This is a genomic window from Roseibium sp. FZY0029, from assembly GCF_036350355.1.
Classification (GTDB): Bacteria; Pseudomonadota; Alphaproteobacteria; order Rhizobiales; family Stappiaceae; genus Roseibium.
Genome location: NZ_JAZDVZ010000008.1, coordinates 41,733 through 55,500, shown reverse-complemented (window position 1 = coordinate 55,500; position 13,768 = coordinate 41,733). Strand labels below are relative to the sequence as shown.

14 protein-coding genes are annotated in these 13,768 nt (G+C 58.0%); 4 read left to right on the top strand and 10 right to left on the bottom strand.

Annotation, left to right across the window (positions count from 1 at the left end; genetic code table 11):
• Positions 1–135: 135 nt before the first annotated feature.
• Genes V1T76_RS21520 through V1T76_RS21510 form a run of 3 tightly spaced genes read right to left on the bottom strand, consistent with a single transcriptional unit; the run spans position 136 to position 3,751 of the window.
• Positions 136–1,185, bottom strand: a complete 1,050-nt coding sequence (locus V1T76_RS21520; protein ID WP_330562742.1) for a substrate-binding domain-containing protein — start codon at positions 1,183–1,185, stop codon at positions 136–138.
• 23 nt (positions 1,186–1,208) lie between these two features.
• A complete protein-coding gene (locus V1T76_RS21515) occupies positions 1,209–2,231 on the bottom strand; it encodes an ABC transporter permease (protein ID WP_330562740.1) in 1,023 nt (340 codons plus the stop codon).
• Between the two features lie 11 nt (positions 2,232–2,242).
• Positions 2,243–3,751 (bottom strand): sugar ABC transporter ATP-binding protein, encoded by a 1,509-nt coding sequence (locus tag V1T76_RS21510; RefSeq protein ID WP_330562738.1) that lies wholly within the window; start codon positions 3,749–3,751, stop codon positions 2,243–2,245.
• Between the two features lie 140 nt (positions 3,752–3,891).
• Between V1T76_RS21510 and V1T76_RS21505 the strand changes: the two genes are divergently transcribed.
• Positions 3,892–4,914 carry a LacI family DNA-binding transcriptional regulator gene (locus tag V1T76_RS21505; protein WP_330562736.1) on the top strand — a complete coding sequence of 341 codons (1,023 nt, stop codon included), beginning with the start codon at positions 3,892–3,894 and terminating at the stop codon, positions 4,912–4,914.
• 11 nt (positions 4,915–4,925) lie between these two features.
• Here the strand turns inward: V1T76_RS21505 and V1T76_RS21500 are convergent, their stop codons facing one another.
• From V1T76_RS21500 to V1T76_RS21480, 5 genes are all read right to left on the bottom strand, one after another.
• Positions 4,926–5,942, bottom strand: a complete 1,017-nt coding sequence (locus tag V1T76_RS21500) for a LacI family DNA-binding transcriptional regulator (protein WP_330562734.1) — start codon at positions 5,940–5,942, stop codon at positions 4,926–4,928.
• A gap of 104 nt (positions 5,943–6,046) precedes the next feature.
• Positions 6,047–6,379 (bottom strand): hypothetical protein, encoded by a 333-nt coding sequence (locus V1T76_RS21495; RefSeq protein WP_330562733.1) that lies wholly within the window; start codon positions 6,377–6,379, stop codon positions 6,047–6,049.
• Positions 6,376–7,263, bottom strand: coding sequence for an NAD(P)-dependent oxidoreductase (locus tag V1T76_RS21490; RefSeq protein ID WP_330562732.1), 888 nt, complete (start codon positions 7,261–7,263; stop codon positions 6,376–6,378). Before V1T76_RS21490 ends, V1T76_RS21495 begins: the two co-directional genes overlap by 4 nt.
• Complete coding sequence (locus V1T76_RS21485) at positions 7,260–7,760, bottom strand: gluconokinase (RefSeq protein ID WP_330562731.1); 501 nt, start codon at positions 7,758–7,760, stop codon at positions 7,260–7,262. Before V1T76_RS21485 ends, V1T76_RS21490 begins: the two co-directional genes overlap by 4 nt.
• The gene (locus tag V1T76_RS21480; protein ID WP_330562730.1) at positions 7,760–8,527 is read right to left on the bottom strand and encodes an SDR family oxidoreductase; all 768 of its coding nucleotides are present in this window, start codon (positions 8,525–8,527) and stop codon (positions 7,760–7,762) included. Before V1T76_RS21480 ends, V1T76_RS21485 begins: the two co-directional genes overlap by 1 nt.
• A gap of 84 nt (positions 8,528–8,611) precedes the next feature.
• Between V1T76_RS21480 and V1T76_RS21475 the strand changes: the two genes are divergently transcribed.
• Both V1T76_RS21475 and V1T76_RS21470 read left to right on the top strand, forming a co-directional pair.
• Positions 8,612–9,559: a 2-hydroxyacid dehydrogenase gene (locus V1T76_RS21475; protein ID WP_330562729.1), complete on the top strand. Its 948-nt coding sequence runs from the start codon at positions 8,612–8,614 to the stop codon at positions 9,557–9,559.
• 7 nt (positions 9,560–9,566) lie between these two features.
• Positions 9,567–10,598 (top strand): L-idonate 5-dehydrogenase, encoded by a 1,032-nt coding sequence (locus V1T76_RS21470; protein ID WP_330562728.1) that lies wholly within the window; start codon positions 9,567–9,569, stop codon positions 10,596–10,598.
• 111 nt (positions 10,599–10,709) lie between these two features.
• On the opposite strand, the gene V1T76_RS21465 is transcribed toward V1T76_RS21470, so the two are convergent.
• A complete protein-coding gene (locus V1T76_RS21465; protein ID WP_330562727.1) occupies positions 10,710–11,126 on the bottom strand; it encodes a GlcG/HbpS family heme-binding protein in 417 nt (138 codons plus the stop codon).
• Between the two features lie 1,029 nt (positions 11,127–12,155).
• Here V1T76_RS21465 and V1T76_RS21460 point away from each other — a divergent pair.
• On the top strand, positions 12,156–12,860 hold the full coding sequence (locus V1T76_RS21460; RefSeq protein ID WP_330562726.1) for a Crp/Fnr family transcriptional regulator: 705 nt from the start codon (positions 12,156–12,158) through the stop codon (positions 12,858–12,860).
• A gap of 254 nt (positions 12,861–13,114) precedes the next feature.
• On the opposite strand, the gene V1T76_RS21455 is transcribed toward V1T76_RS21460, so the two are convergent.
• Positions 13,115–13,726, bottom strand: coding sequence for a LysE family translocator (locus V1T76_RS21455; protein WP_330562725.1), 612 nt, complete (start codon positions 13,724–13,726; stop codon positions 13,115–13,117).
• Between the last annotated feature and the right edge of the window lie 42 nt (positions 13,727–13,768).

Here is a 13,768-nt window from a genome sequence, read left to right as displayed (position 1 = left end):
TGGTCGAGCCGCTGAGGAAACGTAAAGAAGCCATTTCGGGTTCATTTCAGGCGAGCAAAGTTGGCGAACAGATCAATAAAAGGTGGAGCCGCACGGCTATCCTGCCGCGCGGCCCGACAACAGGGTGATCGGCTATTACTGTTTCCAGATCGCCGAATAGGCCTCGCGATACGGGGTATCGGGATCGAAGGCCGTGGCGTCACCCATTCTTTCCACCCCTTCCTTGGTCACGAGAGCCGGAGACGTGACGTAGCCGGAGCACGGTTCGCCTTGAATCGCCCGGTTGAGTTCGTCCACAAGCTGCCAACCTTGCAGGTTCAAGGGTTCGGCAACCGTGATCGCCTGATAGGCGCCGGTCTTGATGCGAAAGAAAGCTGCTTCCGAGCCGTCGCCCGCCGAGCCCGCCTGCGGACCATCTTCGCTGGAAACTCCGGCCGCCGCCAGTGCGGGACCCATGAAGTCGAAGTAAAGGTCGTTGATGGCCAGGGCGTGGGTCCACTCGTCGCCGTATTTCTGCAGCAAGCTGGTGGTCAACGGCCCCATGCGGCTTGAAGTATCGGCAATCGGCGTATCGACATATTCAAGTACCTTGCCGCCGCCGGCCTCGATTGTTTCCTTGATACGGTCAGCCTTGTCGATGGCGATCTGGTAAGTGGAATCGGTGAAGATGACCGCACCCATATCCTTGCCGCCGTCTTCAAGCGCCCAGTTGGCAGCAACTTCCGACACGGTCATGGCGTCGGTCGAAACGTTGGCGAAGATCCCGCCAGGCGCATCGCAACCGATCTTCGGCCCGGAGTGCCAGGCAACGATGGGAATATTCGCGGCCGCCACGTCTTCCAGCGCCGCTTGTTGTTCGACAGCATCGAAGCCATTGATGACGATCCCGTCTGGCTGCAAGGCCAGAGCCTGACCGATTGCCGCCGTGCGGCCCTGAATAGAGCCTGCGCCATCGAGAACACGAATGGTCCAGCCGATCTGCGAGGCCGCCTCCTCAACGCCCTTGGATACGCCCAGAATACCGCCATTCTTCATGTCGGCGGCAACGACGACGATCGACTTGTCCGGCGCACCGGCCGGACCGGTGGTCGGCCCGTCCCATGGCGTTTCCGCAAGAGCCGGGATCCCGGCCGTTGCCAGCATCGTCGTGGCCAGAATTGTCTTCAGGAATGTACGTTTTTGCATAATCTCCTCCATTGCATCCAACGTTACTTTTTCACCGCCCCCTTGCGGCGCTGCGCGTAACCCGCAATACCGATTGCAATCAGCAGCGTGACGCCGTTGAAGAGCGGCTCGACCCAGAAAGAGCCTCCGAACTGCTGAATTCCGGAAATACCTACCGCCAGGATCGTGACGCCTACGATGGTGCCCCAGACATTGACCCGGCCGGGCTTGATGGTCGTAGAGCCCAGGAAAGCACCCACAAGCGCGGGCAACAGGAATTCCAGTCCGACGCTTGCCTGGCCGATGCGGAGCTTCGACGCCAGAAGTACACCGGCAAGCGCTGTCATGGTGCCCGATGCCATGAAGGCGCCGATCACATATTTTCGGGTGGGAATGCCGTTCAGATGGGCCGCGCGCTGGTTCGCGCCGATGGCGTAGAGATACCGTCCGACCGGCGTATATTCGAGCGTCAGCCACAAGATGACGGTGATCGCGATCAGATAATACCCGGTGATCGGCAGACCGAAGACGAAGGTTGTGCTGAGGGAAAAGAAACCATCCGGCAAGACCCCCACCATCTGGCGGCCACCCGTGTGCCAAAGGGCTATCGCATAAAGAACAGTGCCTGTGCCGAGCGTCGCGATGAAGCTGTCGATCTTGGCGACTTCCACCAGGAGCCCGTTCAGGAACCCTGTGAACGCGCCGAGCAGCAAGACGATCATGACGGCCATCGGCCAGGGAATGCCCAGAAGGGTTTGCAGGCTGATGGCAAGAATATGCCAGAGCACGATGCCGTAGCCGACCGTCAGATCGATCCGCCCTGCTGCCATGGGGATCATTGCCCCAAGGGACAACAGCGCGATGATCGCCTTGTCCGATACGATTGCCCGAAGGTTCAGGAGTGTCGGAAAGGTTTTCGGCAGAAGGATCGAGAACAGCAGGATCAGCAGCAGCGTCAAGATGACGAGACCATAGACCGGCAGCAGACGCACAAGTCTGGCGCGCGTGGTCAATCCCTGCATTTCCGTTTTGGTCGGCTCAAGCGCGGTGGATTCAAGTGACTGCATGGTTCTTACCCTTAAGCGGCGGCAACGTTGCTGGCCGAAGCGGCCTGAATGAGGTTTTCCGTCGAGAGTTTCGCCCCTGAAAGCTCACCGACGATCGCGCCCTGGCTGAAGACGATGGCGCGCTGGCAAATCGTTGCGACTTCCTCGAAATCGGTCGAAACGAGCAGGATGCCGACCCCTTCCCGCAGCGCCTTGTTCAAAAGCTCATAGATTTCCGCCTTCGCGCCTACATCGACGCCCGCGGTCGGATCCTCGCAGATCAGAAGCTTGCGTCTGGTCGCGAGCCAGCGCGCGATCACCACTTTTTGCTGGTTGCCACCCGAAAGGGCCTCGATGGCGAGTGTCTGATCGTTCGGCGACAGCGCCACTTCGCGGCCGATCCTTTCAGCCTCCCTGGATTCCGTGTCCGGCGACATGAAGGAAAAAAGGCTTCGGCCGACGGCTGCTGGATTGAGGAAGGTGTTTTCACGAAGGGTCAGCGGCATGGCGACGGATTCTTCCGTCCGATCCCGCGCGACAAGCCCAATGCCGCTGTCGAGCGCCGTCTTGGGAGAGCGCAGATCGGGGGCGCCGACACCAGTGAGCTCTATGTCGCCTTCGTGCGGTTCAAGGCCGTAAAGCGCGCGCGCAATCGTCTCGTGCCCTGCCCCGCGCAAACCCACAAGGCCGACGATCTCGTTTCGGTGAAGCGTAAAGTCAACCGGCCCAGCCACCCGGGTCGCAAGACCTTTCACGGACAGGATCGGTGCTCCGGGTGTCTCCGTCAGCTTGGTAACCTGCCGGGCCTTGCGCCCGACGATCATGTGCACCAGCTCTTCGGCGTTCGTATGCTGGATCGCACGGACCCCAACGAGTTCACCGTCTCTGAGAACCGCTACGCGGTCGGCGATCTGAAAGATCTCGTCGAGCCGGTGGGACACGTAGATCATGCCGACCCCGGCATCCCTCAGCGGCCGCAAGGCTTCGAACAAACGTGTGACTTCATCTGCCGGCAGAGACGCGGTGGGCTCGTCGAGCACCAGGAAATCGCTATCGACGGCAAGCGCACGGGCAATCGCCACCAGCGATTTTTCCGTTCGCGACAAATCCTGCACCCGTGTGGTGGGACAGAAATCGCAGCCGACCCTGCGCAGCGCTTCAGCGGCGAACGCCTCGGCGTCCTGCCAGTCGATCAGGCCGAACCGTTTCTTGAAACCGAGCGCCAGCGACATGTTCTCGGCAACGGTCATCCATTCGATCATGCCGAGGTCCTGATGGATGAAGGCGACCGCCTGGTGCTGACCGAAGCCGCCCGGTCGATGCTCGTAAGGTTCACCGTTGATCAGCACCCGGCCGGCATCCGGCTTGTGAATGCCCCCGAGAATTTTGATGAGTGTTGACTTACCCGCGCCGTTTTCACCCAGAAGCGCAACGATCTCGCCTCGGTCGACCGCCAACGAAACGTCCCGGACGGCATAAGTTCCGCCGAAATGCTTCTGAATGCCGTCGAAAAACAGACGGTTTTTCAGATTACCTGCCACTGTGTTCCTCCCAGTCGTCACCGGCTTCCCGCAGTAGGCCTCCTCCACAAGGCAAGGATTGAGTTACCGGTAACGTAGAGATATCATCCGTCCGCAAAACTCGAAAGTCAACGAAAAAGTTATCGATAACTTTTTACGGTATGGATCGTATTTTGAGTAATAAAAACAAAAAGATAAGCCTGTCTGAAGTCGCGGAAGCAGCGGGCGTCTCGAAAATGACGGCCAGTCGGGTCCTGCGAAACGAAGGCGGGTTCTCCGAGCAGACCAGAGAAAGGGTTCTGGCTGAGGTCGCACGTCTGGGCTACCTGCCGAACCGCCTGGCCACCGTCTTCTCCGGTGACCAGAAATCCACCTTCATCGGCGTTAGCATTCCGGACCTCGGCAACGAGGTCTTCACACATGTTCTGGAGGGCATCGACCGGAAGCTTTCTTCTTTCGGACATCAGACTGTTCTGGGCATGACACAGCGGGCTGCGGGCGAGGAAGAGAAATGGATTGAAACCGTTCTCGCCTGGCAACCTGCAGGACTGATCCTGACAGGCAGAGCGCATACGAACCGCTCGCTTCAGCTCCTGGAAAACGCAAAAATTCCCGTCGTCGAAATCTGGGATTTGAACTCAAGCCCGTTCGACATGTGCGTCGGCCTCAACCACTTTGACAGCGGTTACCAGATGGGCCGGTATCTGCTGACCAAGGGCTACACCCGGTTCGGCTATGTCGGGACCTCTCACGATGCGGCAAATGCGGCGGCCGCTCGCCTCAACGGCTTCGACCGTGCGATCGCCGACGGCTCGGCTTCTCTGAAGAAGCAGCTTCTGTTGAAGGACGTACCGGGTTTTTACACCGGCTACTATGGTATCGAACAGCTGCTCTCCGGAGCTCCGGAAACCGAAGTCGTGTTTTTCCAGAATGACAACATGGCCGTTGGAGCGATCCACTTCTGCGAAAGTCAGAAGATTTCGGTGCCCAGGGATCTCGGCATTGCCGGGTGGGGCGAACTTCCCATTGCTTCCGTTCTTCCCTACCGGCTGACCACGGTGCAGGTGAACCACTTGCGGATCGGACAGATCGCCTCTGAAAAACTTCTGATGCGGATCAATGGCGACAGCGCCAGGAAAGTCACGGATGTGGGGTTCCGGCTGATAGAAGGGGAAACGGTTTGAGCCGGACGCGCCTAGGCAGTCGATCCACCCACGCTCAAGTTGGGCTCGATCGAAATATGGACAGGGTCGCTGTCCGTCTTCCCCTCGCCCCTCAGCAGGGAGACGATCAATTCGCCAGCCCGCCGGCCGATATCCGCCGGGTGAGGATCAATCGTGGTGAGGGTCGGCAGGCAGATAGAGGAAATGTCATAGGCACCGAAACCGGCGATGGCGATATCTTCGGGTACCTTCACCCCCTTGCGCGCGCATTCCGTTAACGCCCCGAAAGCGGAAAGATCGGAAACGCAAATAACCGCTTCCGTATCCGGAAAGTCCTGCAGGAGCCTCGCCATGGCGTCGGCGCCCTCGCGCATGGAAATCGGAGGCTCGCCCGCCCCGATCAGGCGCTCCGTCGACAGACCCAGGTCCGACATTGCCTGAATGAAGCCGCGGCGGCGATCCGCACCGCGCGTGTCACCATCCGTGTCGCCGCCGATGAAGGCAATGCGCTTTCGCCCTGTCCCTACCAGGTGCTTGACCAGGTCATGCATCGTGGCCGCATTGGAAAAGCCAACCACATGGCCAATCGGGCTCTCCGGCAGATCCCATGTTTCGACGACCGGAATATTCGCTCTGGCGAGCAACTGCCGTGTCCGGTCGGTGTGCCGCCCACCCGTCAGAACGATGGCTTCCGGACGGCGCCTGAGGAACTGCTCGACGATCTCTTCCTCTTTGTGGATGTCGTAATTGCTGTACCCGAGGAGGACCTGCAAGTCGGCCAGCTTGAGGCTTTCCGACAAGGCACCAACCGTGTCGGCGAAGTTGGCATTGTTGATCGAAGGGATGGATACAGCAACAAAGCCTGTGCGCTGCGAGCGGAGGTTGGCCGCCGTGCTGTCGAACACATAACCGAGGTCTTCGGCGATCTGCAGAATACGTTTCCTTGTCTCCTCACCCACGGACGCATGCTGTTTGAAAGCGCGGCTGACGGTCATGACGGAGACACCCGCCTTGTCAGCCACATCCTTCATCGTCACCGTTCGCTGCATGCTGAACCCACCTCTGACCATGCGCTTACATACGCAATACGGATCGGCATTCGCAATTGCCGGAGCCCGCTGCCGGGAATTTCAAACAGATCAATTTCGAGGGCTCATCCCTCGTATTGGTTTGCCTGTGTTACGTGATGGTGAATTCGCCCATCGAAGAACTCCGCGACAATGTCGCCGGTGACATCCCGTGATCTGCTGCGGACATCGCTGCCGAGAGCGCCTTCCATGGTGTCCCGGTCCGGATAAGTGATCGCCAAAATCAACGGAAATTCGGGGGCGCCTTCATCGCGCTCCTCACCGAACATCACCCTGACGTCGCTGTTGCCGGGAAACTGGCGCCAGAGGGGAACCAGCCGGTCTGTCACGGCCGTTCGGAATTCCTCGGTCTTGCCGGGCTTTACGCTGCCTTCGAAAAGCGCGAAACGGGTGATCATTCGAATTTCTCCTTGTCGGGCCCCTTGAAATATTCCATCAGCGCGGCCTGATCTTCGCCGCCCAAGCCCGCTGCCGTGAGCATTCTGTGAACTTCGGCACAGACAGCCGTCAGTGGCATGGCCGTGTGGGTTTTCCGCGCCAGATCCTGGGCACCGTTCAGGTCTTTCACCATGTTGTCGATCCGGCCTGTGCGCCGATAGTCGCGCGACACAAAGCGGGGCATGTATTCCTGAAGGATGGCGCTGTCCGCGCGTCCTCCCTTCAGCGCCGTCGGTATCTTTGCGGCATCGACGCCTGCATCGAGCGCAAGCTTCGTTGCTTCGGCCACCGCCAGAAAGCCAAGGCCGCACAGCACCTGGTTGATCAACTTGGTCGTCTGGCCCGCACCAACCGGCCCCATGTGGGTGTAATTGGAGCTGACGAATTTCAGGACGTTGTGCGCATCCGCGACGTCCTTTTCCGAGCCGCCTGCCATCAGCGTCAATTCACCGACAAGTGCCTTGGGCGCACCTCCCGAAAGAGGACTGTCCACCCAGCGCAAACCTCTTGCTTCCGCCTTTGCGGCAAGATCCTTGGTCGCACCAGGATCGATTGACGACATGTCGATAATCAAGGTTCCCGCACGAGCGCCATCGGCAACTCCGTTTTCCCCGAAGACCGCCTTCTCCACGATTTGCGGGGCGTTGAGGCTTGTGATGACATAGTCGGACGCAGAGGCAGCTTCCGCAGCAGAAGCTGCGCTGATGGCGCCTTTTGCAACGAGCGCCGAGACCTTTTCCGGATCGAGGTCGAAGACACGGAGAGTGTTGCCTGTTTCCGCGAGGCGTGTTCCGATTGCCCCGCCCATGGCTCCGGCCCCGATCAGGGCCACATTCACGCTCATGCGATTTCCTTCCGAACGAATGTCTGCAGCGCCGCGACGATCTGCTCGGGCGTCTGGTCGATTGAAACGGCAAAAGCGCGCTCGTCCGGCTCCGGCGGCTCAAGCGTCTCAAGCTGACTGTCCAGCAGAGCCGTTGGCATGAAATGTCCTTCCCTGTGCGCCATCCGCTCGCGCAACAGCTCACGCGTGCCCTCAAGGAACAGGAACGTCACGGGACGGTGCGCATGGGCAATGATCCGCTTTCGGTAGCTTCGCTTCAGCGCCGAGCAGGCGATGAAGGTCACTTCCGAAACATCCCGCAAGGCCTCCCCGACCTGTGCCAGCCACGGCAGACGGTCGGCGTCGGTCAGAGGGATCCCTTTGCTCATTTTCTCGATGTTTTCCTGCGGATGAAGGTCGTCGCCATCGATGAACCGGCCGCCGACAGCCTCTGCCAGTTTCCTGCCGATTTGGGACTTGCCGCAGCCCGAGACGCCCATGACAACAAAAACCGGCATCACAGGCACGCCGATATGCCGCCGTCCACAAAGATTGTGGTTCCGTTGACGAAAGAGGATGCATCGGACGACAGGAAGATGCAGGTGCCCACCAACTCTTCCACGTTGCCCCATCGCCCTGCCGGGGTGCGCTTTTCCAGCCAGGCGCTGAAGTCGGGATCGTTGATCAGCGCCGCGTTCAAGGGCGTATCGAAATACCCCGGCGCCAGGCCGTTGCATTGCAGGCCGTATTGTGCCCAATCCGTCGCCATGCCCTTGGTCAGATTCGCAACCGCCCCCTTGGTGGCAGTGTAAGGCGCAATTCCCGGACGGGCGAGCGCGGTCTGTACCGAGCAGATATTCACGATCTTGCCCGCCCCGCGCTTGATCATGTGACGGGCGACCGCCTGACCGACATGAAAGACGGAGGCAATATTCGTTTGAAGAAGGCGCTCGAACGCGTCTGCCGGAAAATCTTCCAGCGGCGTTCGGTGCTGCATGCCGGCATTGTTGACCAGGATGTCGATGCCACCTGTGGATGTTTCGAATGTGTCCACGGCCTTGCGAACAGCGTCATGGTCGGTCACGTCGAACACCAGCTCCGCGACGGTCAGCCCCTCGGCCCGCAGTCCCTCTGCCGCACTCTCGAGTTTTTCCCGATCCCGGCCATTCAAAACGATTTCCGCCCCGGCGCGCGCTAGGCCGCGGGCAAGGGCCAGGCCGATCCCTTGAGAGGAACCGGTGACCAGGGCCCGCTTACCGGACAGGTCGAACAGGGCAAGGCTCATTCGGGCTTCCTTTTTAGATGGCGATTGACAGCTCCCATTCTTATGTTATCGATAACAAATATTGTCAAGTCTCGGAGCCCCAAAATGAGCAAACCCGATATTCTCCAGGTCGGCCCTTACCCCGAATGGGATCAGGTTCCGCTGGAAGCCGGCTTTACCATGCACAAATATTTTGAGGCGCAGGACAAGCCTGCCTTTCTCTCTTCGATCGGTGAGCGCATTCGCGGTATTGCGACACGCGGCGAACTGGGGGCGGACCGAGCCTTGATCGAGGCCTGCCCAAAACTGGAAATCATCTCGGTCTATGGCGTCGGTTTTGATGCGGTGGACCTGGACGCCTGCCGGGAGCACGGCATCCGGGTGACCAACACACCGGATGTTCTGACCAACGACGTCGCCGATCTTGGCGTTGCCATGATGCTCGTCCAGTCGCGCGGCATGATCGGTGCCGAGACCTGGGTGCGGGACGGAAGCTGGGCCACGCAAGGTCTGTATCCGCTCAAAAATCGTGTCTGGGGCAAGAGAGCAGGAGTGCTTGGCCTGGGTCGGATCGGCTTTGAGGTTGCCAAGCGTCTTGCCGGTTTCGATCTCGACATTGCCTATTCGAGCGTCACGGCCAAGGATTACGCACCTGACTGGGAGTTCGTTGCCGATCCGGTCGAGCTCGCCCGCAGGTCCGACTTCCTGTTCGTGACGCTTGCTGCATCGGCGCAAACCCGCCACATCGTCAACAGGCAGGTGATCGACGCTGTCGGGCCGGACGGCATGATCATCAACATCAGCAGAGCGTCGAATATCGATGAGGACGCCCTGCTGGACGCCCTTGAGACCGGCCGCCTTGGGTCGGCAGCGCTTGATGTGTTCGAAGGAGAACCGGCGCTAAACCCCCGCTTCCTGAAACTGGATAACGTTCTTCTGCAACCGCATCACGCCTCGGGAACCTTCGAAACGAGAAAAGCCATGGGCCAGCTCGTCAGAGACAATCTGTCCGCGCATTTTGCCGGCAACAATCTTCCGACCCCCGTTCTGTGAGGCAGTCATGAAGTCAATCGTCATTCACGCTGCCAGGGACCTGCGCATCGAAGAGCAGCAAGAAGAGCAACCCGGCCCCGGCGAAGTTCAAATCAAACTGTCGACCGGCGGCATCTGCGGTTCGGACCTGCATTATTTCAATCACGGCGGCTTTGGACCCGTGCGCCTGAAAGAACCCATGATCCTCGGACATGAGGTTTCCGGTCACATCACCGCACTTGGGGAAGGTGTGTCGGGTCTCGCGCTTGGACAGCTTGTTGCCATTTCACCTTCGAGGCCCTGCCGGCAATGCCGGTTCTGCAACGAAGGCTCCTTCAACCAGTGTCTCAACATGCGCTTTTACGGAAGCGCGATGCCGTTTCCGCACATTCAGGGAGCCTTTCGCGAAGTCCTGGTTGCCGATGCGCTCCAGTGCGCACCGGCCGACAGCCTGACACCGGGCGAAGCTGCAATGGCCGAGCCGTTGGCCGTCTGCCTTCATGCGACACGTCAGGCCGGAAGCCTCTTGGGCAAATCCGTGCTCGTCACGGGCTGTGGCCCCATCGGCATTCTGTGCATCGTTGCCGCCCGCAGAGCTGGTGCCGACTTCATCGTCGCAACGGATCTCAGTGACTTCACGCTTGAGATGGCCAGAACCGCAGGTGCTGATGAAACGGTGAACATGGCAAGCGCCCCTTCGGCACTGGAACGCTTTTCCGCTGACAAGGGAACCTTCGATGTCCTTTATGAATGCTCCGGCGCGACCCCTGCCCTTTCAGCGGGCATTGCAGCGATGCGTCCGGGCGGAACCATTATTCAATTGGGTTTGGGCGGCGATATGTCAGTCCCCATGATGGCGCTGACATCCAAGGAACTCTGCCTGAAGGGATCTTTCCGTTTCCACGAGGAATTCTTCACCGGCGTCAGCCTGATGCAAAAGGGATTGATTGACGTCAAACCCTTCATAACGCAGACCTTTCCACTGAACGATGCCATTAAGGCGTTCGAAACTGCAGGGGACCGGTCCAGGGCCGTCAAGGCCCAGATTGCCTTTGCCTGAGGCTCGACCACATGAAAGAGGCGGAGTGCTTCTGTCCTCCGCCTTCATTACTTTCACCCAGGTCGCCGGATCACTGGTGAATAAACCGGCACATTCCCCGAGAGGCCATTTTCAAAGGTCCGCCCCAATGGCCGCAAGACCGGCTCGCGCAACTTCAGTGTCCTGATCGCCGCTGCCGGACCCCACTCCGATCCCTCCAAGGAGGTGCCCGTCCACCACAATCGGCAATCCGCCTTCCAGGCCAGTGACATTTCCATCGGTTGCCAGGCCAATCAGTGGACGAACGGCTTCCGGAATCGACGTCGTTTTTGCTCCGATGGAGGCCGCCGTCCGCGCCTTGGCCTTCGCGCTTTTCAGACTCAGAAACTTGGCACCGGACATGCGGATTTCCGCCAGCGCCACGCCGCTTGCATCGACAATGACGACACACTGCGGTTGACCAATTTCTTCAGCCTTTCCAACCGCTGCAACAAGCATCGCCAGCGCGCCACGATGGGTAAGCTGCATTGAGGTTTCGACCAGGTTCATGAAATGCCTTTCGGAAAAGTTATCGATAACATATTGAAACAACTATGCTCGACAATCAATCACTCATGGCATGCATTTCCGGCAATCATTTCCGAAAACGGCTCAGTGGATCTCCTGTTCCACGCGCAATAGCAGCATTTCGCTCCTGCCATCGCGGCAAAACACCAACCGGAAGATCTTCTTCACCCGGCGGCATGGTGGACACCGTCCGAACATCAGAACCGAAGCACCGAGACGCGGCGTCATCGGTGCTTCCGTCGTTTCTTGCTCCGTCACCGCGTGGAAAATGGCGGAAAATCCGGCTCCACGCTGAGGCCGCTTAAACGGCGCGCATCAGAGCGGCTGTGTCACTGCCTGCCAGTCTGGTAGAGGCCGATGATATGGCGCTCGGTGTTTCAACTGCAGGCCCACCCGAATAAAGATTGTAGCTTACACTCCTGTAGCACATGGGAGTTGCAATCTTCTTCGCGGCCTGCAGTTCGGTCACACCGTCGTGACGGCATCCACGATAAACGAGATCGCAAGGAGCATGCGGCTCTGCCTGCCTCGCCCCATCGTGGGAAATACTGCGATATATTAGATAATTCATAGAAATAACCCCTTCTGAATCAATTTTCCTGGCATATGACGCAGAGGAATATTCCCTATATCGGACCAACAGGTATGTGAACCAATTCACACCAACAGAGCTTTTTCTGAAAATTCCTTCATTTTGCACTCAAAAGACACTTGCAACAGAGATCGGATATTGCTCATCATACTGAGCGGAAGCTCGAGGAGCTCCTAATTCGGCCGCGCCTCATGTGTCGGGAACGAATTTTCTGAAAAAGGAGAAACCAGTCAGATCGCACTATTTCCAAAAAATTTCTACGTAATACATTAGATAAACTACACACGTTTTCTATCCATGTGACGCCACACATCTTTCCTTGTCTATTTTTTGGATTTCCAGCGGCCTGGAAGTTCAATCAAGACATTCGTTTCGATTAATAACTTCGGCACATGCCGGCAATCCGATTGAGGCATCCCATGCTGAGAGACGTCATCCGAGAGTGTTATCTTTTTTCAAATATTGACGAAGGCAGCCTGGATCTGCTTACCCGCCTGAGCACCATCGCTCGATACGATACGGAAAGCGCAATCTTCGCAGCCGGCGATGAACCGGACGGACTTCGCGTCATTATCACGGGCTCAATTCGCATATGGATCTCCGACGCGGAAGGCCGTGAGCTCACCCTTGCGCTCCTGGAACCAGGCGATCCGTTTGGCGAAATCTCGGTGCTGGACAAACTGCCACGAACCGCAAATGCATCAACTCTCGCAAACTCCGAATGTCTGTTTTTGCCCAAGGATGCGATGGAAATAGCGTTGGACAAAAGCCCGCAATTTGCCCATCACCTCATCCAGCTCTTGTGTGAAATCCTGAGACGCAACACGGAAGCGATGGGAGCTTTCGCCTTTCTTGGCCTCGACGGTCGGCTTGCTCAAAAGCTCCTGGATCTCGCGCTGTCATATGCGGACCTGAAAGACGATGGGGCGAATTTCAAACGAAAATTCTCTCAGAATGAACTGGCGCACATGCTGGGTGTCACACGGGAAGCGCTCAACAAGAGGCTCAACGCCCTGGCTCATGACGGATTGATCACGCTGACAAACGGCCTGATTTCGATACCCAACATGGAAGCCCTGGCAACACGCGCAAGAGCCGCCGAAAGGCTCAATCGGGGGCGATGAAAATTGGAGCGAGTCCTCTGGATGCAACGGCGCACACCGCCCCGCAAACCGGCTTCCAATACCAGACTTTGCTTGAATTTGGACCGATTGAGAAAGGGCTGGGGCACCGCTTTGAACTCTTGTCCGTTCAAATGCAGCCTGTCCCATCCAGCCCCAATCACGTCATTCGACGATTTTCATGCAGTCTGTCCGAGGCTAATATTGTAAAATCGCGCCAAATATTGCGCCGATTTTGTTAAGTAAAATTCATGCCTTTAGAAGAGTTGCAGGAAAACCAGCGCCCCCATAACCAACAGTGTTGTGCCGGAAACACAATTTACAACGTTGGCGATGCCCTTGTGCACCGTCAGCACTCTGGTGGCCGCCATCCAGGGGATGAGGCCACAGGCCGAAGAGAGCAGGATAACGGGGACGCATAACATCAGGGTGGTCGCGTAGGAATTATCCGTCAGCTCAAGCAAGAACCCGGGAAAAAGCGCGATAAAAAACATAAGAGCAAGAGGGTTCGCCAGGCCTATCCACGCACCCTTCGCAGCATAGTGTGTGAAGCGGAAAGCAGGAGCTTGCTCCATCTTACTGAATTTCATTTCCCGCAATATGCTGAAACCGAAATACGCAAGGATACAGCCGCCTGCCAACTGCATGGCGTGAATGAAAAGAGGACTGACCTCCAGCAGTCCGATAGCAAACAGAATTGCCAAAACCACCCACACAAGCTCGGCGAAAAGAATGCCGGCAAGTGAAGCAACACCGCCTAAAAAACCTGAACGCGTTGTCGCGGCGCTGACGAAGGCAACGTTCTGCCCAGGCGCTATCGACGCGGCAAAATTTGTCGCTGCAAGGGCGAACCATATTTCGGTAGACATTTTTCCTCCCAGTATTGGGAGTGGCGTAACAAATATTTCCGC